15 protein-coding genes are annotated in these 19212 nt (G+C 73.0%); 10 read left to right on the top strand and 5 right to left on the bottom strand.

The annotated features are described in order from the left end of the window. Positions 1-1629, bottom strand: coding sequence for an acyl-CoA synthetase (locus tag QIY60_RS27225; protein WP_283144815.1), 1629 nt, complete (start codon positions 1627-1629; stop codon positions 1-3). Between the two features lie 165 nt (positions 1630-1794). On the opposite strand from QIY60_RS27225, the gene QIY60_RS27230 reads away from it, so the two are divergent. From QIY60_RS27230 to QIY60_RS27255, 6 genes are all read left to right on the top strand, one after another. Next, complete coding sequence (locus tag QIY60_RS27230) at positions 1795-2595, top strand: crotonase/enoyl-CoA hydratase family protein (RefSeq protein ID WP_283144816.1); 801 nt, start codon at positions 1795-1797, stop codon at positions 2593-2595. A 40-nt stretch (positions 2596-2635) separates the two neighbouring features. Continuing rightward, the gene (locus QIY60_RS27235; RefSeq protein WP_283144817.1) at positions 2636-3598 is read left to right on the top strand and encodes an OB-fold nucleic acid binding domain-containing protein; all 963 of its coding nucleotides are present in this window, start codon (positions 2636-2638) and stop codon (positions 3596-3598) included. After that, positions 3598-4653 carry a thiolase domain-containing protein gene (locus QIY60_RS27240; protein ID WP_283144818.1) on the top strand — a complete coding sequence of 352 codons (1056 nt, stop codon included), beginning with the start codon at positions 3598-3600 and terminating at the stop codon, positions 4651-4653. Before QIY60_RS27235 ends, QIY60_RS27240 begins: the two co-directional genes overlap by 1 nt. Then, positions 4650-5816: a thiolase domain-containing protein gene (locus QIY60_RS27245; protein WP_283144819.1), complete on the top strand. Its 1167-nt coding sequence runs from the start codon at positions 4650-4652 to the stop codon at positions 5814-5816. Before QIY60_RS27240 ends, QIY60_RS27245 begins: the two co-directional genes overlap by 4 nt. A gap of 173 nt (positions 5817-5989) precedes the next feature. Continuing rightward, entirely contained in the window at positions 5990-6229 is a 240-nt protein-coding gene (locus QIY60_RS27250; RefSeq protein ID WP_101386816.1) for a DUF397 domain-containing protein, read from the top strand. A gap of 143 nt (positions 6230-6372) precedes the next feature. Next, positions 6373-7002, top strand: coding sequence for a CGNR zinc finger domain-containing protein (locus QIY60_RS27255; protein WP_283144820.1), 630 nt, complete (start codon positions 6373-6375; stop codon positions 7000-7002). Positions 7003-7015: 13 nt separating this feature from the next. Here the strand turns inward: QIY60_RS27255 and QIY60_RS27260 are convergent, their stop codons facing one another. After that, the gene (locus QIY60_RS27260; RefSeq protein ID WP_283144821.1) at positions 7016-8077 is read right to left on the bottom strand and encodes an isoafricanol synthase; all 1062 of its coding nucleotides are present in this window, start codon (positions 8075-8077) and stop codon (positions 7016-7018) included. Positions 8078-8336: 259 nt separating this feature from the next. On the opposite strand from QIY60_RS27260, the gene QIY60_RS27265 reads away from it, so the two are divergent. The 3 genes from QIY60_RS27265 (at position 8337) to QIY60_RS27275 (ending at position 13299) form a co-directional block, all read left to right on the top strand. Beyond that, on the top strand, positions 8337-11261 hold the full coding sequence (locus tag QIY60_RS27265) for an AAA family ATPase (RefSeq protein WP_283146091.1): 2925 nt from the start codon (positions 8337-8339) through the stop codon (positions 11259-11261). A gap of 57 nt (positions 11262-11318) precedes the next feature. Further along, positions 11319-11819 carry a hypothetical protein gene (locus tag QIY60_RS27270; RefSeq protein WP_283144822.1) on the top strand — a complete coding sequence of 167 codons (501 nt, stop codon included), beginning with the start codon at positions 11319-11321 and terminating at the stop codon, positions 11817-11819. 148 nt (positions 11820-11967) lie between these two features. Continuing rightward, on the top strand, positions 11968-13299 hold the full coding sequence (locus QIY60_RS27275; protein ID WP_283144823.1) for a peptidoglycan recognition family protein: 1332 nt from the start codon (positions 11968-11970) through the stop codon (positions 13297-13299). Between the two features lie 123 nt (positions 13300-13422). On the opposite strand, the gene QIY60_RS27280 is transcribed toward QIY60_RS27275, so the two are convergent. After that, on the bottom strand, positions 13423-14562 hold the full coding sequence (locus tag QIY60_RS27280) for an aminoglycoside phosphotransferase family protein (RefSeq protein ID WP_283144824.1): 1140 nt from the start codon (positions 14560-14562) through the stop codon (positions 13423-13425). Between the two features lie 234 nt (positions 14563-14796). Between QIY60_RS27280 and QIY60_RS27285 the strand changes: the two genes are divergently transcribed. After that, positions 14797-16290: a hypothetical protein gene (locus QIY60_RS27285; protein ID WP_283144825.1), complete on the top strand. Its 1494-nt coding sequence runs from the start codon at positions 14797-14799 to the stop codon at positions 16288-16290. A 110-nt stretch (positions 16291-16400) separates the two neighbouring features. Here QIY60_RS27285 and QIY60_RS27290 read toward each other — a convergent pair whose 3' ends face one another. Beyond that, the gene (locus QIY60_RS27290; RefSeq protein WP_283144826.1) at positions 16401-17840 is read right to left on the bottom strand and encodes a SpoIIE family protein phosphatase; all 1440 of its coding nucleotides are present in this window, start codon (positions 17838-17840) and stop codon (positions 16401-16403) included. Positions 17841-17986: 146 nt separating this feature from the next. Next, on the bottom strand, positions 17987-19198 hold the full coding sequence (locus QIY60_RS27295; RefSeq protein WP_283144827.1) for an MFS transporter: 1212 nt from the start codon (positions 19196-19198) through the stop codon (positions 17987-17989). Between the last annotated feature and the right edge of the window lie 14 nt (positions 19199-19212).

A 19212-nucleotide genomic window follows, 5' to 3' on the forward strand; every position in this document is an offset into this window, starting at 1 on the left:
TCACCCTGCGGGGGACTCGGCCCCCGCCGCCACCGCCCGCGCCCAGCGGTAGTCCGCCTTGCCGCTGGGCGAGCGCTGGATGCTCGGGGCGATCACCAGCCGGCGCGGCACCTTGTACCCCGCGAGCCGGGTGCGGCAGTGGCTCTGGATGTCGTCGAGGGTCGGTGCCTCGGCGCCCTCGCGCACCTGCACCACGGCCGCCACACGGTTGCCCCACGTGGTGTCCGGCACCCCGGCGACCAGCGCGTCGTACACGTCCGGATGCGACTTGAGCGCCTGCTCGACCTCCTCCGGATACACCTTCTCGCCACCGGTGTTGATGCACTGCGAGCCCCGCCCGAGCACCGTGACGATGCCGTCCTCGTCGACCGTGGCCATGTCGCCGAGCAGCACCCAGCGCTCGTCGCCCCGCTGGAAGAACGTCTCGGCGGTCTTCGCCGGGTCGTTGTAGTAGCCGAGCGGCACATGGCCGCGCTGCGCGATCCGGCCGGGCTCGCCGGGCCTCACCGGCTCGTGGGTCGCCGGGTCGACCACCGCCGTACGGGAGTTGACGCGCAGCCGGAAGCCCTTGTCGGGGCCGGAGTCGTCGGTGGCGGTGCCGTTGAAGCCGGACTCGGAGGAGCCGAAGTTGTTGAGCAGCAGCGCGGTCGGTACCAGCGCGCTGAACTGGGCGCGGACCGTCTCCGACATGATCGCGCCGGAGGACGAGACGCTGAACATCGACGAGCAGTCGGTGCCCTTCATCGGGCCGCTCAGGGCGTCGATGAGCGGGCGCAGCATCGCGTCCCCGACCAGCGACATGCTGGTGACCTTCTCCTTCTCCACCGTCCGCAGGACTTCCTCGGGCACGAACTTGCGGTGGATGACGACGCGCTGGCCGAAGTGGAAGCCGATGAACGCGGTGAGCGTGGAGGTGCCGTGCATCAGCGGGGGAGTGGGGAAGAAGGTGATGCCCTCGCCGCCCGCCGCGACCCGCTCGGCCAGCTCCTCGGGGCGCGCGACCGGCTCGCCCGTCGGCGCTCCGCCGCCGAGCCCGGAGAAGAACAGGTCCTCCTGGCGCCACATCACGCCCTTGGGCATGCCGGTGGTGCCGCCGGTGTAGATGATGAAGAGGTCGTCGGGCGAGCGGGGCGCGAACCCCCGCCCCTCGGACCCGGCCGCCTCGGCCTCGGCGAACGGCACCGCGTCCAGCGCGGGCGCGCCATGGGGCGGTTCCCCCACCCGTACGAGGTGGCGCAGCTTCTCGGTGTGCGGCAGCGCGCCCGCCACGCGCCCGGTGAACTCCGCGTCGAAGACCAGCGCCGCCAGGTCGGCGTCCCGGTAGAGGTAGACCAACTCGTCTTCGACATAGCGGTAGTTGACGTTGACCGGGACGATCCGAGCCTTGAGGCAGCCGAGCACGGTCTGGAGGTATTCGACGCCGTTGTACAGATGGAGCCCCAGGTGCTCGCCCGGCTCGATGCCGCTGTCGATCAGGTGGTGGGCGATCCGGTTGGCGGCCGCGTCCAGCCGCGCGTACGTCAGTCGGCGCTCCGCCCCCGTGCCGGGGTGGTCGAGGTAGACCAGTGCCTCGCGGTCGGGGACCACGTCGACGACCGACTCGAACAGGTCGGCAAGGTTGTACTCCACCGCTCCTCCTGACCCCGGCGCCATCCGTGTGGCCGTCATCAGAGCAGAGCCGACCACAACTGTGAAGAGGCCCCGGCGAAAGAATCTGACTGACTGTCAGGAAACTATTGAACTGCGCCCCCGGCTCCTGCAACCTGTTCCAGTCCGACGACGGGAGGCAGGCGCATGGGTGGCACCGAACACCTCACCGTGCGGCGCGAGGGCGCCACACTCGTACTCACGCTCAACCGGCCGGAGGCCAGGAACGCGCTCTCGCTGTCGATGCTGGTCGGCCTCTACGACGGCTGGCTGGCGGCCGATGCCGACGACGCGGTCCGCTCGGTCGTCCTCACCGGCGCCGGCGGCGCGTTCTGCGCGGGCATGGACCTCAAGGCCCTGGCGGGCAAGGGGATGGAGGGCGAGCGGTACCGGGACCGCCTCAAGGCCGACCCGGACCTGCACTGGAAGGCGATGCTGCGCCACCACCGCCCCCGCAAACCCGTGATCGCGGCCGTCGAGGGCCCCTGTGTGGCGGGCGGCACCGAGATCCTCCAGGGCACCGACATCCGCGTCGCGGGCGAGAGCGCCACCTTCGGGCTCTTCGAGGTCCGACGCGGGCTCTTCCCGATCGGCGGCTCGACCGTCCGGCTCCAGCGCCAGATCCCGCGCACCCACGCCCTGGAGATGCTGCTCACCGGACGGGCCTACAGCGCGGCCGAGGCGCGGGACATCGGGCTCGTCGGGCGGGTGGTGGCCGACGGCACCGCGCTGGAGGAGGCGCTCGCCCTCGCCGAGCAGATCAACGCCTGCGGACCGCTCGCCGTCGAGGCCGTCAAGGCCTCGGTGTACGAGACCGCCGAGATGACCGAGACCGAGGGGCTGGCCGCCGAACTGGGGCGCGGCTGGCCGGTCTTCGACACCGCCGACGCCAAGGAAGGCGCCCGCGCCTTCGCCGAGAAGCGCCCGCCCGTCTACCGGCGCGCCTGAGCACATCCGGTCCCGCCGCGCGCCCGAGAAGGAGCCCCCGATGCCCGAAGTCCTCAGCGCCCCCCTGGTGGTCGAGTTCCCGTTCACCCGCTCGCTCGGCCCCGTCCAGAGCGCCTTCCTCACTGGCCTGCGCGAGCGGACCGTCCTCGGTGTGCGCACCTCCGACGGCAGGACGCTCGTGCCACCCGTCGAGTACGACCCGGCCACCGCCGAAGAGCTCCGCGACCTCGTCGAGGTCGCCGGCACCGGCACCGTCACGACCTGGGCCTGGAACCCGTCCCCGCGCCGGGGCCAGCCTCTGGAGCACCCCTTCGCCTGGGTCCTGGTCCAACTCGACGGCGCCGACACCGCGCTGCTGCACGCCCTGGACGCGCCGGGCCCCGACGCCGTGCGGACCGGGATGCGGGTGCGCGTGCGATGGGCGGCGGAACGCGGTGGCGCGATCACCGACATCGCGTGCTTCGAACCGTACGAGAGCGAGGCGGCCGGTCAACCCGTCCCGCACAGCGGTGAGTTCGCGGATCCGGTCACCGGGATCGTCGCCCCGGCCCGGCTCGACTACACCTACAGCCCGGGCCGCGCCCAGACCCGGTACATCGAGGCCCTGGCCGACCGCCGCACCGTCGGCGAGCGCTGCCCGGCGTGCCGCAAGGTGTACGTGCCGCCGCGCGGGGCCTGCCCCACGTGCGGGGTCGCCACCGACGAGCGGGTGGAGGTCGGCCCGGCCGGGACTGTCACCACGTACTGCATTGTCAACATCAAGGCTGCGCATACGGCGAATCTCGACATCGAAGTGCCGTACGTCTACGCGCACATCGCCCTCGACGGCGCCGACCTCGCCCTGCACGGCCGGATCGGCGGCATCCCCTACGACCAGGTGCGGATGGGGCTGCGGGTCGAGCCGGTGTGGGCCGAGTCTTCATCGGGTCGCCTCCACCCCGACCACTACCGGCCCACCGGGGAGCCCGACGCCGACTACGACACGTACAAGGAGCTGATCTGATGCGCCCCGCACGGGATGTGGCCGTCGTCGCCTTCGCGCAGACCGACCACCGGCGCCGCACGGACGAGCTCTCCGAGGTCGAGATGCTGATGCCGGTGCTGCACGAGGTGCTGGAGCGGACCGGGCTGAAGACCAGCGACATCGGCTTCACCTGCTCGGGCTCCTCGGACTACCTCGCGGGCCGCGCCTTCTCCTTCACCATGGCCCTCGACGGCGTGGGCGCCTGGCCGCCGATCGCCGAGTCGCACGTCGAGATGGACGGCGCCTGGGCGCTCTACGAGGCCTGGGTGAAGATCCTCACCGGCGAGGCCGACACCGCGCTCGTCTACTCCTACGGCAAGTCCTCGCCCGGCGAGGTCCGCGACGTACTGACGCGCCAGCTCGACCCGTACTACCTGGCGCCCCTGTGGCCCGACTCCGTCGCGCTGGCCGCGCTCCAGGCGCAGGCGCTGATCGACGCGGGCGACACCGACGAGCCCGCGCTCGCCGCGATCGCGGCCCGCAGCCGGGACTCCGCCACCGCCAACACCCATGCCCAGGTGCGCGGTTCACGGCCCCAGGGCGACTATCTCGTACGCCCGCTGCGTACCGGCGACTGCCCGCCGGTCGGGGACGGGGCCGCCGCGGTGATCCTCGCCGCCGGGGACACCGCGCGCGGCCTGTGCGAGCGGCCCGCCTGGATCCGGGGCATGGACCACCGCATCGAGGCGCACGGCCTGGGCGTGCGCGACCTCACCGACTCGCCGTCGGCCCGGCTCGCCGCCGAGCGCGCCGGCGCTTTCGAACGGCCCGTCGACACCGCCGAACTGCACGCCCCCTTCAGCTCGCAGGAGGTCGTGCTGCGCAAGGCGCTGCGGCTGGACGACACGGTACGGGTCAACCCGTCCGGGGGAGCGCTCGCTGCCAACCCCGTGATGGCCGCCGGGCTGATCCGGATCGGCGAGGCGGCCGCCGCGATCCACCGGGGCGAGTCCGACCGGGCCCTTGCCCACGCCACCTCGGGGCCGTGCCTCCAGCAGAACCTCGTCGCCGTCCTGGAGGGGGAGCCGTCGTGAGCAGGGAACCCGTGGCCGTCGTCGGAATCGGCCAGACCAAGCACGTCGCCGCCCGGCACGACGTCTCGATCGCCGGACTGGTCCGCGAGGCGGCCCAACGTGCCCTGGAAGACGCCCAGTTGGGGTGGGCGGACGTCGACGCGGTCGTCATCGGCAAGGCGCCCGACTTCTTCGAGGGCCTGATGATGCCGGAGCTGTACCTCGCCGACGCGCTCGGCGCCGTCGGCAAGCCCATGCTGCGGGTGCACACGGCGGGCTCGGTCGGCGGCTCGACCGCGCTGGTCGCCGCCAACCTGGTGGCCGCCCGGGTCCACGGCACGGTCCTGACCCTGGCCTTCGAGAAGCAGTCCGAGTCCAACGCCATGTGGGGCCTGTCGCTGCCGATCCCCTTCCAGCAGCCGCTGCTCGCCGGGGCGGGCGGCTTCTTCGCGCCGCACGTGCGCGCGTACATGCGGCGCACGGGCGCCCCCGACACGGTGGGCTCCCTCGTCGCCTACAAGGACCGGCGCAACGCACTCCTGAACCCGTACGCGCATCTGCATGAGCGGGACATCACCCTGGAGAAGGTGCAGGCGTCCCCGATGCTCTGGGACCCGATCCGCTACTCCGAGACGTGTCCGTCCTCCGACGGGGCGTGCGCCATGGTCCTCACCGACCGCACGGGGGCGGCCCGTTCGCCCCATCCGCCCGCCTGGGTGCACGGCGGCGCGATGCGCAGCGAGCCCACGCTCTTCGCGGGCAAGGACTTCGTCTCGCCCCGGGCGGGCAAGGACTGCGCCGCCGACGTCTACCGGCAGGCGGGGATCGCCGACCCGCGCCGCGAGATCGACGCCGTCGAGATGTACGTGCCGTTCTCCTGGTACGAGCCCATGTGGCTGGAGAACCTGGGGTTCGCGGCGGAGGGCGAGGGCTGGAAGCTCACCGAGTCGGGCGTCACCGAGCTCGACGGGGACCTCCCGGTGAACCCGTCGGGCGGGGTGCTCTCCACCAACCCCATCGGCGCCTCCGGCATGATCCGCTTCGCCGAGGCGGCCCTCCAGGTGCGGGGACGGGCCGGCGAGCACCAGGTGGAGGGGGCCCGCAGGGCGCTCGGGCACGCCTACGGAGGCGGCTCGCAGTTCTTCTCCATGTGGCTGGTCGGGTCCGAGCCGCCGAGCCGGTAGGGCCTGTCCGGTGGATCCGGCCGGGCTCGGCGCGGGGCGCGGGCGGCCGGTCGCCGGGGCCGTCCGGGCCGTCGTCGCGGGCGGGTCGCGGTACTCCTTCCGTGGCCTGTCCGGGACCGGACGCGATCGCTAGTCTGGCCCCCGGACGACAGGGAACCGGGAGGAGCAGGGACGTGGCCGAGAGCACCACCCAGCAGACCCTTGTGGGCTGGGACAAGCCGGATCTCGATCTCAGCAAGGCCGACTGGAGGTCGAGCAGCCAAGGGACGGGAGACGTCCAGATCGCGTTCGTCGAGGGGTTCATCGCGATGCGCAACGGGGGCCGCCCCGGCAGCCCCTCGCTGATCTTCAGCCCGGCCGAGTGGCGCGCCTTCGTGCTGAACGCGCGCGACGGGGAGTTCGACCTCACCTGAGGGACCGGCCGGCCGGAGTCGCCCCGGCCGATCGCGAGCGTCCGCGCACCCGCCCGGCCCACGGGCCGGGCGGAGCGCGGCGAGCGCCCGGGGCCCCGGATGCCCCCGGTCTAACGCTTGCCGTCGTGGTTACCATTAGCCGCATGGCCGACCACTCCCTCGTTCTCGCTCTCGCCCTCACCGTCCGCCACGACGGACACGGCGGGGTCGCCGACGACCTGAGCGGGCCGGAGGGGCTGACCGCGTGGGTGCGCGAGCACGCGGCGGCACTGGAGCTGGACGCGGATACGGGTACGGGGAGCTTCGCGGCCGACGCCTTCAGCGCCGACGAGGAGGCCCTCGCGGCGGTGCGCGCGCTGCGGGCCGCCGTGCGCGCCCTCTTCGCCCGCGCGGTACGGCCGGACCCGCCGAGCCCCGCCGACGCCCAGCGGCTGCTGCCCGCCGGGATGGCCCTGGAGCTGCTGAACTCGGCCGCAGCCGCCGTCCCCACCGTGCCCCGCCTGGAATGGCCCGAGGGCCGCGACCCGTACGCCGTCCACCGCGGCACCGGCGCCCCCGACGCCGTCACGGCGCTCTGCGCCGCGCTCGCCCGCGCGGCCGTGGACTTCCTGGCCGGGCCCGACCGGGAGAGGCTGCGGGCCTGCCACGCACCCCGGTGCGTGCGGTACTTCCTCAAGGAGCACCCGCGCCAGGAGTGGTGCAGGCCCTCCTGCGGCAACCGCGCCCGGGTCGCCCGCCACCAGCGGCGCCACCAGCTCCACTCCGAGCCGTAAGGCCTGTCCGGCGTCAGGCTTCCAGCGCGTCCACCTCCTCGAAGAGGTGCGCCCAGGGCCGCTGGCCCCGGCCCGCGGCCTCGATGCCCGTCTTGCCGTACCGGGCCGTCGTGCGCGACCACGCCAGATTGCCGCTCATCAGCGCCCGCATGCCCGCCACGTAGTCGTCGACATGGGCGCGCAGCTGGCCCGAGACCCCGGCGAACGCGAGCGCCTCGGACAGCTCCACCGCGAGCGTCTGGAAGCGCTCCACCCGGGAGTTGGCCAGCCGGGCGACCTCGCGGGCGGCCCGGTCCACCGAAAGCCCGGACCCCTTGTGCAGGATGATCACGCTGTTGTTGACGTCCCCGGCGGCCAGCTCCTTGTCCGCCGACACGATGTCGTTGACGAAGATCACCACATCGGCGGTGATCCAGCGCATCTCGGCCAGCGGGCTGCCGCGGTGCAGCTCGTCGGGGAGCGTATAGCGGCCGCACCGCTCGACGAGATCCAGACAGGGCTGTACGCCGATGGAGTCACGGCGGCCGCGCAGGAACCCGGGCAGCGACGGCGGCCCGGTGCGGGTGCGGTTGATGGCCTCCCAGTGATAGGCCGTCAGATAGTCCCGCCAGTGGTCGCGGAAGCGCTCCTGCCACAGCAGCGGGGTGCCGTCGCCCAGCCGCTTCCACAACTCCGCGAGGGTGCCCGCGAGATGGTTGGCGGGGTCGCCCGGAGCCGGGCCCCGGTCGCTCATCGTGCGCAGCATGATGTCGATCTGCCGGGCCACCGCGTCCGGCTGCCGGCCGATCGGGCCGTCGAACTGGTCGTCGAACACGAAGAACCAGGCGTTGAGGTCGGTCGCCAGCGCGAGGTCCGAGTCCGTGGCGTCCGGGTAGAAGTACGCCATCAGACGTTCGAGCCCCATCGCGTCGTACTCGTCCGTGGCGAACTGGCCCGAGAGCATCCCGAACCGGTGAAGCCAGTCGAGCGTGTGCTGACGCGCGACGGCGTGGCGCGGATGGCAGCGGGCGGGGAACGGGATGTCGATGAGCCCCGTGCGGTCCTCCGAGGGCGGTGAGCCTGCTGGGGACGACATCGCTCCGCCTCCTCTGCGCCGAAGGGTGAGCAGCCTTGGGCGGAGCTGCTGTCCGGAAAGCTCATAGTGCGCCCGTGGCCGGAACCGCACAAGCGGCGTGTGGACCGGTGCTTCGCGCCCCCTGGAGCGGCGTCAACCCCCCAGCAGATCCAGACGAGTTAGTCAAGCCGGGTTTGCAAGACGGTCACATCGGTGTCACGGTGCGTGTCCGAAAGCGTAGGCTCGGCCCTACTGTCAAAAGGGGACGGTTGTGGCGGACATGAAAGGCCGGCGGACCAGTGGTGCGCGCAGGCGACTGTTCGAGCGGGAGAATGAACTCCTGCTCCTCGAAGGCATGTTGGACGACCTGTGCGGCGCGGGCGCCGAGGGGGATACGGCCGCGTCGAGCGGCGGGCTGCTCGCCGTCTCGGGAGCGGCCGGTCTCGGCAAGACGAGTCTGCTCGCAGAGGTCCGCAGGGAGGCCGTCGCCCGGGGCTGCACCCTGCTGACGGCCCGCGGCGGCGAGCAGGAGCAGCGCGTGGCCTTCCACGTGGTGCGCCAACTGGTGCAGCCCGTGCTGGCCGCCGCCGGCGAGAGCGAACACCGGCGGATACTCGGAACCTGGTACGACATCGTGGCGCCCGCGGTCGGCCTGGTCGCCGTCCCGGGCGGCGGCTCGCCGGACCCGCAGGGCGTGCGCGACGGCCTCGACTGGCTGGTGACCCGGTTCGCCGTCGAGCACACGCCGGTCGTGCTCATCGTCGACGACGCGCACTGGGCGGACGACGAGTCCCTCACCTGGCTGAGCTCGTTCGCGCTGCGCGCCGCCGAGCTCCCGATCCTGATCGTGGTGGCCTACCGGCCCGAGGAACTGCCCGCGCAGGCGAGCGAGTTCCGCAGGCTCGCCGAGCGGCACGGCTCCCGGCCGGTGAGCCTCGCGCCGCTCTCCCCGCACGGCGTGGGCAGGCTCGTCCACGAGGTGCTGCAGAACGGCGCCGACGACCTGTTCTCACGCGAGTGCTGGGCGCTGACGGGAGGCAACCCGTTCGAGGCGGTCGAGCTGATCGCCAAGATCCGCGAGCGGAACATCAAACCGCACTACGCCAACGCCGCCGAGCTGCGGGAGCTCGCCTCCCTGGCGCGCGGCAGCGGACTCGTCGAGCGCCTGGAGCGCCTCGGCCCCTCGCCGGTCAGGCTGGCCTGGGCCGTCGCCATCCTGGGCACCGCGGTCGACCCGTACATGGCGAGCAGCGTGGGCGGCCTTGGCGCCGAGGAGTCGGTCGACGCGGTCCAGCGGCTGCGCGAGGCCCGCATCCTGGCCGGCCGCGCGGGCGACTCCGACCGGCTGGACTTCTTCCACCCGCTGGTCGGTACGGCCGTCTACCGCGCCATTCCGCCCGCGATGCGGGTGGCGATGCACGGCCAGGCCGCGGTCTGCGTCACCGAGGCGGGCCTCGGCCCCACGGTCGCCGCCCGCCACCTCCTGGAGATGCATCCCGAGGACGACCGCTGGGCCGTCCAGCAGCTCAGGGCCGCCGCGCGCGAGTGCATGCGGGCCGGTGCTCCCGAGGCCGCCCGGCGCTGTCTGGCCCGCGCCCTGCGCGAACCGCCCTCCCTGGAGGAGCGGGCCGAGGTGCTGTTCGAGCTCGGCTGCTCGGCGCTCCTGAACGAACCGGCCACCACGGTCAACCACCTCCAGGCGGCCCTGGAGGAGCCGGAGCTCGACCCCGCCCTGCGCGAGGCGATCACCTACCGGCTCGCCCAGGCGCTGGCGCACACCGACCGGATGGGCGAGGCGGCCGAGCTGGTCGCCGTCGAGGGCCGCAGCTCCACCAACCCCCGCACCCGGCTGCGCATGCAGGCCGAGGGCTTCAAGTGGAACGCGTTCCGGGCCGACGAGGAGGACTCGGCCGCCCGCTCGCGCAGGCTGGCCCGCCTCGCCGACCACCTCACCACCCGGGGCATGGCCGAGCGCTACATCCTCGGGCTGCGCGCCTGGGACGCCATGGTCCGCGGCGAACCCGCCGCCGTCGCGCTCTCCTACGCCGAGGAGGCACTGGGCGACGGGCTCTCCTGGACCGACGAGGACTGGGGCTTCGAGGTCCCCGTCATGGTCGCGCTCACCTTCATGTACTGCGACCAGCCGGGCCGCGCGGACGAGCTGTTCAGCAAGGGCATCGCGGAGTGCGAGAACCGCGGCTGGCGCGGCGCCCACCTCTCGTTCGGCCTCACCCTGCTCGGGTACATCCGGTTCTGCCGCGGCCGCCTCGCCGAGGCGGAGGACCTGGTCCACGGCGGGCTGCGGATCGCCGACCGGGTCGGCCAGCGCATCCCGGCCCAGTGGTTCGCCCTCGGCATCCTGATCGAGATCCTGCTGGCCAGGGGCCGGGTGGACGAGGCGCAGGACCTGTCCGACCGGTACAACTACGGCCAGGTCGTCCCCAACGCCGTCGTCTACCCCGACTCCGAGACCGTCTACAGCGAGCTGCTGCTCGCCCGGGGACTGCGCAGCGACGCCGAGCAGCGGCTGCGCGCGGTCGGCCGGCGCCTGGACCGCAGGGGCATGCGCAACCCGGCGTGGTGCCCCTGGCGGCCGCTGCTCGCCGAGGCGCTGGCCCAGGCGGACCCGGCGGAGGCCCAGAAGGTGGCCGACGAGGGAGTCGAGCTGGCCCGCCGGTTCGGCACCGCGGGCGCCATCGGCCGGGCCCTGCACTCCGCCGCCAAGGTGGCCACCGGCGCGAAGAGCCTCAAGCTCCTCGCGGAGGCGGTGCAGCACCTGGAGCGCTCGCCGTCCGCGTACGAGCTGGCCTGCGCGCTGGTCGACCACGGCACGGCGCTCAGCCGGGCCGGGCTGCCCCAGGACGCCTCGGAGCTGCTCATCCGGGGCATGGAGAGCGCGGTGCTGTGCGGCGCCGACGCGCTGGCGGCCCGGGCGCGCGACGAGCTGGCCGCGTCGGGGCTGCGCCCGCTGCGGCTGCGTGCGGTGGGCACGGACTCGCTCACCGCACAGGAGAAGACGGTGGCCGACCGGGCGGCGCGGGGCTGGGAGAACACCCGCATCGCCGAGGAGCTGGGCATCCGGGAGCGGGCCGTCGAGCTGCTGCTCTCGGGCGTCTTCCGCAAGATCGGCACCGACCTGGCCGGGCTGCCGGAGCTGCTGCGGCACGCCGAGAACCGCCCGGCGCCGGGGACGCCGCCGCGCTGAACCGCCGGACGTGGGCCGGGGCCCGTCGAGGTGCCCCGGCCACGTACCATGGGCGGCATGTCGTTCCTCCGCCGCCGCAGCTCCGCCACTCCCGCGGGCCCGGACTTCGATGTCCTGGCCATGGACCCGGGCGACTGGCCCGGAAACCTCGGTGCCGGGCTGCTGCCCGCACCCGACGGAAGCTGCCAGGGCGTCTTCCTCCGCTACGACCTGTTCGGCGGCCGCGGCCCCGCGATGGTCATCGGCAATCTGCCCGAGGGCTCCCCGGCCCGGGAGCTCGACGAGGGCCAGGTGCCGTTCGAGGTCGCCCAGCTCCTGCTGGCGCTGGAGAACGACGAGCCCGTCGAGGTCGTCGGCTCCGAGGACATCCCCGTGATGCAGGGCGACAACCTGCTGATCGTGCGGCGCCTCAAGCTCTCCGAGAGCCGCGTCTCCTGCGTGCAGTTCGACCGCAGCGACAACGTGCTTGTCACCATCGCCAGCTGGGACCGGCCGATCACCGACGACCTGTACGCGCTCCTGAAGCCGCTGCCCGCGGAGCTCTTCCAGCAGGGCTGACGGCGTCACCGGCAGGTCAGCGGCCTGCCACCGGTCTGGTCCACTGATACAACCCGCCCTTCTGGCGGCGCTCTTGACGCGCCCTCACCCGGGGTCACACAGTGTGCGCGCACCGCACCCGAGGTGAACTCCCGGCAGAAGGGCTGTCATGACATCCCACCAGAGGACCAGGCTCGCACGCGCGCTGACCGCCACCGGGGCCTTCGGCCTCGCCCTGCTCGCCCCCGTGCCACCGGTCGGCGCGCAGGAGCGCGCCACCGAGTGCCCGCGCGTACTGAAGTGCGACTGGATCCCGGCGGCCTACCAGCAGAACGGCGATCCGGCCAACAAACAGGCGTACGGGAACTACGACACCGCCGACCGGCCGTCCACCAACCGGATCAAGTACATCGTCCTGCACGACACCGAAGAGGACTACGACGGCACGATCAGGATCTTCCAGGATCCCAAGAGAGTCGTCTCCGCCCACTACGTCGTGCGCTCCTCGGACGGCCACGTGGCGCAGATGGTGAAGACCAAGGACGTGGCCTGGCAGGCCGGGAACTGGTACGTCAACACGCACTCCATCGGCATCGAGCAGGAGGGCGTCGCCGTCGAGGGCGCCAAGTGGTACACGCCTCAGATGTACCGCTCCACGGCCGCGCTGGTGCGCTACCTCGCCGCCAAGTACGACATCCCCCTGGACCGCCAGCACATCATCGGCCACGAGAACGTGCCGCCGACGACGGCCGGGGGCACCAAGAACATGCACTGGGACCCGGGCCCGTACTGGGACTGGAACCGCTTCATGGCCGCGCTCGGCGCACCCACCCACCCCACCGCCCGGCCCGGCAGCCAGCTGGTCACCATCAGCCCCGAGTTCGCCGCCAACCAGCAGGGGTTCCGGGACTGCGAGAAGAACGCCGACCTGCCCGCCCAGGGCAGCAGCGCCGTCCCGCTGCACACCGAACCCGCCACCACGGCCCCGCTGTTCGCGGACCCCGCCCTGCACGCGCCCGGCGAGCCCGGCACCGACTGCGCCAACGACTGGGGCAGCAAGATCAGCGCCACCCAGCAGGCCGTGGTGGCCGAGCGCAGGCCGGGCTGGACGGCGATCTGGTGGTACGGCCAGAAGGCCTGGTTCCAGACGCCCGAGCACACCCGCACCACCACACCGACCGCCGGCTACGTCGTACGGCCGAGGGCGGGCCTGACGGAGGTGCCGGTGTACGGCGTCGCCTACCCCGAGAAGTCCGACTACCCGGCCGACTTCACCGCTCCGCGCGTCGGCACCCCGCTCTCGTACACCATCAAGGCGGGCCAGTCCTACCCCGGCGGCGGCGAGGCGCCCGGCGGCTACTACTACGCGCCGACGATCGACTCGTCCCTCCCGTACGACCACACGTACTTCCCCGGCACGGCGAAGTACGTCACCGTCCAGATCGGCCACCGCATCGCCGTGGTGCGGGCCGCCGACGTCGACGTCGTACGGGTGCGCTGAGCGCGGCACGCGCACACGGCGGCGCGCCGCGCGTCCGGTGTGTCGGCACCGGAGCGCGGCGCGCCCCTTTCCCGGGGCCCGTCCGGCGGAGCAGGTAGCCGGAACGGGCCCCTCACACGGCGGTCAGCGGGTCCCGACCGCCGCACGCACGGCCCGACGCGCCAGGGCGCAGTCGTCGTGCAGCCTGCGCAGCAGCAGCCGCTGCTGCTCCCCGGCCGAGGGCGCACCCGGCTGCTGCGCCGAGGCCGCGCCCGAGGGCGCCGACTCGCGCATGGTGCGCTGCACGGCCGTCTCGTACGTCCGGATCTCCCGCGTCAGCACGAGCATCAGGTTCACCAGGAAGGCGTCCCGCGCGGCCGGGCCGGACGCCTGGGCCGCCTGGCTGATCTGCCGCCGGGCCACCGGGGCGTCCCCGAGCACCGCCCACAGCGTCGCCAGGTCGTACCCCGGCAGGTACCAGCCGGCGTGCTCCCAGTCGACGAGCACCGGACCCGCGGGCGACAGCAGGATGTTCGTCAGCAGCGCCTCGCCGTGCGAGAACTGCCACGCGACCGGGCGGCCCGAGTGGGCCAGACCGCGCAGCAGCTTCTGAAGGTCGCTCAGATCCCGGTCGGTGAAGAGCCCGAGCTCGTGGTAGCGGGCGATCCGCGGCGCGTACTCCAGCGGCCGGCTGAACATCTCGGCCGGCGGCCGCCAGGCGTTGACCCGGCCGATCGCCCCGAGGGCCGCCCGGACGTCCGCCCGGGGCGGGGCCTCGACCGGGTGCCGGGACAGGGCCGCGGCTCGTCCGGGCATCCGCTCGATCACCAGGGTGCAGTTGTCGGGGTCCGCGGCGATCAGCCGCGGCACCCGCACCGGTGGGCGGTGCCGGACGAACGCGCGGTAGACCGCTATTTCGTGCCTGAACCGCTCGGCCCAGACCGGCGAGTGGTCCAGGAGGCACTTGGCGACCGCCGTGGTGCGCCCGGTCGATCCGACGAGCAGGACGGACCGGCCGCTGCGCCGCAGCACCTGTACCGGATTGAACTCCGGACAGATGCGGTGCACCGACGCGATGGCCATCCGCAGCTGCGCGCCCTGCGGGCCGGACAAGTCGATCCTCCCGCTGAGCGGTTGGACGCCCGCCCCGGGCCGGCGCGCGGTCCGGCCGGCGCCGAGCGCCGCCGGAGCGGCGTGCGAGGGGTCGAGGTACGGTCCGCCGCCCGTCACCAGGTGACGGTGCGGTCGGGGCGGGGCTGACACGGAGGACGATGCTGTGTACATGGGCGAGACAGATCCCTTCGTGCGCCGACGAGTTGCTGGCCAGCCCGGCCCCGGTGGCCCTGATCCCACCCTGGGGAATGGGGTCCGCCTGCCGGGGCGGGGTGGCGCCTTCTTACCTGACACCCGACCGCGGGTGGCACACCATCTGGCGCACCCTGGCGAACCGTGGCGAATAGTCGCACCGCATCTGACAGGGGGTTACTGTCAACTCAGCCGAGAACCTGGGGGCTTGAAGTGAACGGACAACCCAACACTCGCCTGAACGACCTCTTCGGCCTCGCCGGCTGGTCCAAGGGCGAACTCGCGAGGCTGGTGAACCGGCAGGCGGCCGCGATGGGCCACCCCCAGCTGGCCACCGACACCTCGCGGGTGCGGCGTTGGATCGACATGGGGGAGTCCCCGCGCGATCCGGTGCCGAGGGTGCTGGCGGCTCTGTTCACCGAGCGGCTCGGCCGTGTCGTGACCATCGAGGACCTCGGTTTCGACCGGCAAGGGCGCGCCGGAAAGCGGCGGGACGTCGGACCCAAGCAGAACCCCGACGGCCTACCGTGGGCGCCTGAACGGACGGCGGCGGTCCTCACCGAATTCACGGGAATGGACCTCATGCTCAACCGACGCGGTCTGGTGGGCGCGGGCGCCGCGCTCGCCGCAGGCTCCGCACTCAGCAGCGCCATGCACGACTGGCTGCACACCGACCCCGTACTCTCGGCCGACGCCCCCCACCTCGACGATCCCCTCTACGCCGACCCCACCGGGTACGACCGCTACGAGGCCGCCCCCATCGGGTCGCAGGAGATCGGGGCGCTGGAGCGCTCGGTCGAGGTCTTCCGCGCCTGGGACGCGTCCCGGGGCGGCGGACTTCAGCGCAAGGCCGTGGTGGGCCAGCTCAACGAGGTGGGCGGCATGCTCGCCTACCGTCACCCCGACCATCTCCAGCGGCGCCTGTGGGGCGTCGCGGCCAACCTGGCCGTCCTGGCCGGCTGGATGTCCCACGACATCGGCCTCGAACCGACCGCCCAGAAGTACTTCGTCATCGCCGCGCACGCGGCCCGCGAGGGCGGCGACCGCCCGCGCGCCGGCGAAGCACTCTCCCGCGCCGCCCGGCAGATGGTCCATCTGGGCCGTCCCGACGACGCGCTCGACCTCATGAAGCTCGCCAAGTCCGGTTCCGGCGACGAGACCCTGCCGCGCACCCGGGCCATGCTGCACACCATCGAGGCCTGGGCGCAGGCGTCGATGGGGCAGGGCCAGGCGATGCGGCGCACCCTCGGCGAGGCCGAGGAGCTGTTCGTCTCGGACCGGGGCGACGTGCCCCCGCCGAGCTGGATGCAGATGTTCGACGAGGCGGACCTCCACGGCATGCAGGCCCTGGCGTTCCGTACGCTCGCCGAGCACGACGCGAGCGCGGCGGGCGTCGCGGCCCGCCATGCCAAACAGGCGCTCGAACTCCGGGTCAACGGGCGCCAGCGCTCGAAGATCTTCGACTACATCTCGCTCGCCTCGGCCTGCTTCATCGCCGACGACCCCGAACAGGCGGACCGCTACGCCCGGTTGGCCCTGGTGTCGATGGGGGAGACCTCCTCCCACCGCACCTGGGACCGGCTGCGCGAGATGTACCGGCTGACCGGGCAGTACGCCGGGTACCAGAAGATCCAGGACCTGCGCGAGGAGATCCAACTGGCCCTGCCGAAGGCACCGACGAGGCGGGGCCGCAGTATGGATCTCTAGGTTGCTCGCAACCCGCTTCTTTTAGGGGCGCGGGGCGGTGACACTTGCGGCTCCGCCGCGTGGGCGCGCTCAGCCACGCACGATCCGCAGCCAACAGATCCGATCAGCCATCACGAACCGATCCGGGCCACAAGGACGCACGCGTCATCTTCTCGGTCCGTCTCGCCGAACTCCTCGACCACCGTCCGCACGCCCTCCTGGGCCGTACGGACCGTTTCGAGGCGGGCGGCGAGCTCAAGCAGCCTGCGGCACCCCGGCTCGTCCGAGGTGCCCCGCCGGGTCAGCCCGTCGGTGTGCAGGACCAGCAGATCGCCGGGCCTCAGCTGTACCTCGGCCTGTCCGTACCCGGCTCCTGACGTCGCTCCGAGCAGCACCCCGTCCGGCGGCGTCAGGGCGCACCCCGTCCCGCCGCGGAACAGCAGCGGGGCGGGGTGTCCTGCTTGTGCCCAGGAGAGGATGCGGGTGGCCGGGTCGTACTGGCAGCAGACCGCGCTGCCGAGCGCCGGCTGGACCGAGTGGTCGAGCAGCTGGTTGAGGTGGCCCATCAGGTCGCCGGGGCGGATGCCCGCGACCGCCATGCCGCGCAGCGCGCCGAGCAGCATGGCCATGGCACCGGTGGCGGTGACGCCATGGCCGGTGAGGTCTCCGACGGTCAGTAAAGACCTGCCGTCGGGCAGTTCGAGCGCGTCGTACCAGTCGCCGCCGATGAGCGCGCTGGTGGCCGACGGCAGATAGTGCGCCGCCACGTCGAGCGCCGCCGGGTTGCCCTGGGGGAGCCGCAGCGAGCCGCGCCACGGCGGCAGCACGGCCTCCTGCAGCTCGACCGCGAGCCGGTGTTCGGTCTGGGCGATGTGCCGCTCGCGCCGCAGCGAGTCGCGCGACTCCCGCACCGCGCGCTGGCTGCGGCGCAGCTCGCTGACGTCGCGCAGCACGGCCCACATCGAGGCGGTGCAGCCGTCGGCGTCCAGCACGGGCTCGCCCATCATGTGCAGCGTCCGCACGCGCCCGTCGGTCCGGACGATCCGGAACTCGCCGTCGATCGGCTTCCCGTCGACCAGACAGTCCGTCACCATGGCCGTGAGCAGCGCCTGGTCTTCGGCGAACACCATCGACGGCAGTTCGTCGAGCGACATCGCTCCGCTCTCGGGCGCCCGTCCGAATATCTGGAAGAGCTCGTCGGACCAGTCCACCGCGTCCGTGAGCAGGTTCCACTCGGCGCTGCCGACCCGGCTGAGCAGCGATCCGGGCATCGGGTCGAGCTCGTACCCCGCCGGGGGCTCCTCTTCGCCGGTCTCCTCCGGGGCGGGCTCGGGGAGAAGGCCTTCCTTCAGCTGGTCCAGGTGCGTGCCGAGGTCGTCGAGGTGATGGACCGCCAGGTCGCACAGGGCGCGCTGCCAGCGCACGTGCGCGTCGTCGTCGTCCACGAGCGCGTCGCGCCGTACGGCGTCCACTCCGCCGCGCAGCCGACGGGTCTGCGTGATCAGCGCGTCGACCGTCTCCCGCTCCGGCGGTTGCGGGCTGGGACGGTCCGCGAACAGATGGGACGGCATGACGTACTCCGATACAGGCGCGGCACTGCATGTCGGAAGGATGGACCGGTAACGACTGTTGCACAGGGAGCGATGCCCCGTAAGGGATTTGGCAACACTCGATACGGTGGTGCTTCTGGCATATGCCTGCGGCCGACCTTGGGCGATCAGCGCACCCGCCGCCGAACAGGGAAACCACGGGTGCGCGCGGTCCAAACCACCAGTACGGCACCGATGGCGAGCGGCAGGGCCGTCCAGGGCAGCGCTCCGGGGCCCGCGTTCTCCAGAACCACGCCTCCGGTGAGCGATCCGGCGGCGATCCCGACGTTGTAGACGGTCGCCTGGAGCGAGGTGGCCACGTCCGCGTGCTCCGGTCCCGAGACGTCGACCAGGGCCGTCTGGATCAGCGTCGGCGCCCCGCCGAAGGCCGCGCCCCACAGCGCGACCGCGACCACCAGGACGGCGGGCACCCGCCCCAGGCTGCCAAGTGCCGCCATCACGAGGGCGATCAGGCCCAGGGTGCCCAGCAGCGCGGCTCGTAGCCTGCGGTCGGCCAGGGCGCCCGCGAGCCAGATGCCGCCGACGGTCGCCGCCCCGAAGACGAAGAGGACCAGACCCGCGCGCCCGAACCCGGCGTGCTCGGCGAACGGCACCAGGAAGGTGTACATCGCCTGGTGGCCGAGGAGGAGCAGCAGGGTGACGGACAGGACGGTCCGCAGGCCCGGCAGGACCGCGATGCGCCGCAGCGGGGTCCGCCCGGCGCTCGGCTCGCCGGGGAAGTCGGGCACGTACCGCAGCGCACTCAGGATCAGGAGCGCGGCGAGGGCGGCGAGCGCCGCGAAGCCCGCGCGCCAGCCCGCGGTGCCCGCGAGCGCGGTGCCCAGCGGCACGCCGAGCGAGAGCGCGACCGTGATGCCCGCGAGGACGATCGCGATGGCGCGGCCCCGGCGTTCGGCGGGGACCATACGGGCGCCGTAGCCCGCGAGCATCGCCCAGAGGGTCCCGCCCATCGCTCCGGCGAGCAGCCGGGCCGCACACGTCAGGAGGTAGGAGGAGGAGAGCGCGGTGACGGCGTCGGCGAGCGCGAGGCCGGTGAGCGCGCCGATGAGGACCGTGCGCCGGGGCAGCCCGCGCAGCAGCGCGGTGAGCGGTATCGCGGAGAGGAAGGAGGCGGCCGCGTACAGGGTCACCAGGAATCCCACCCGGCCCTCCGACACGCCGAGACCGCCGCCCATGCGCGGGAGCAGCCCCGCGGGCAGCAGCTCGGTCAGCACGGCGGTGAAGGCCGTCGCGGCGAGCGTGAGCAGGCCGCCCAGCGGCAGTGCGGCGGGTCCGGTGGCGGTCGGCGCGGCGGTGCGCGCCAGTGGTGCGGTCGGCATACGGCCATGGTCGA

The sequence above is a fragment of the Streptomyces sp. BPTC-684 genome (assembly GCF_030028635.1).
GTDB lineage: Bacteria > Actinomycetota > Actinomycetes > Streptomycetales > Streptomycetaceae > Streptomyces > Streptomyces noboritoensis.

Coding starts and splice junctions, on each gene's coding strand:
- QIY60_RS27230 (WP_283144816.1), top strand. CDS start 1,795: ATGGGTGGCACCGAACACCTCACCGTGCGGCGCGAGGGCGCCACACTC.
- QIY60_RS27235 (WP_283144817.1), top strand. CDS start 2,636: ATGCCCGAAGTCCTCAGCGCCCCCCTGGTGGTCGAGTTCCCGTTCACC.
- QIY60_RS27240 (WP_283144818.1), top strand. CDS start 3,598: ATGCGCCCCGCACGGGATGTGGCCGTCGTCGCCTTCGCGCAGACCGAC.
- QIY60_RS27255 (WP_283144820.1), top strand. CDS start 6,373: ATGGCCGACCACTCCCTCGTTCTCGCTCTCGCCCTCACCGTCCGCCAC.
- QIY60_RS27260 (WP_283144821.1), bottom strand. CDS start 8,077: ATGTCGTCCCCAGCAGGCTCACCGCCCTCGGAGGACCGCACGGGGCTC.
- QIY60_RS27265 (WP_283146091.1), top strand. CDS start 8,337: ATGAAAGGCCGGCGGACCAGTGGTGCGCGCAGGCGACTGTTCGAGCGG.
- QIY60_RS27270 (WP_283144822.1), top strand. CDS start 11,319: ATGTCGTTCCTCCGCCGCCGCAGCTCCGCCACTCCCGCGGGCCCGGAC.
- QIY60_RS27275 (WP_283144823.1), top strand. CDS start 11,968: ATGACATCCCACCAGAGGACCAGGCTCGCACGCGCGCTGACCGCCACC.
- QIY60_RS27280 (WP_283144824.1), bottom strand. CDS start 14,562: ATGTACACAGCATCGTCCTCCGTGTCAGCCCCGCCCCGACCGCACCGT.
- QIY60_RS27290 (WP_283144826.1), bottom strand. CDS start 17,840: ATGCCGTCCCATCTGTTCGCGGACCGTCCCAGCCCGCAACCGCCGGAG.
- QIY60_RS27295 (WP_283144827.1), bottom strand. CDS start 19,198: ATGCCGACCGCACCACTGGCGCGCACCGCCGCGCCGACCGCCACCGGA.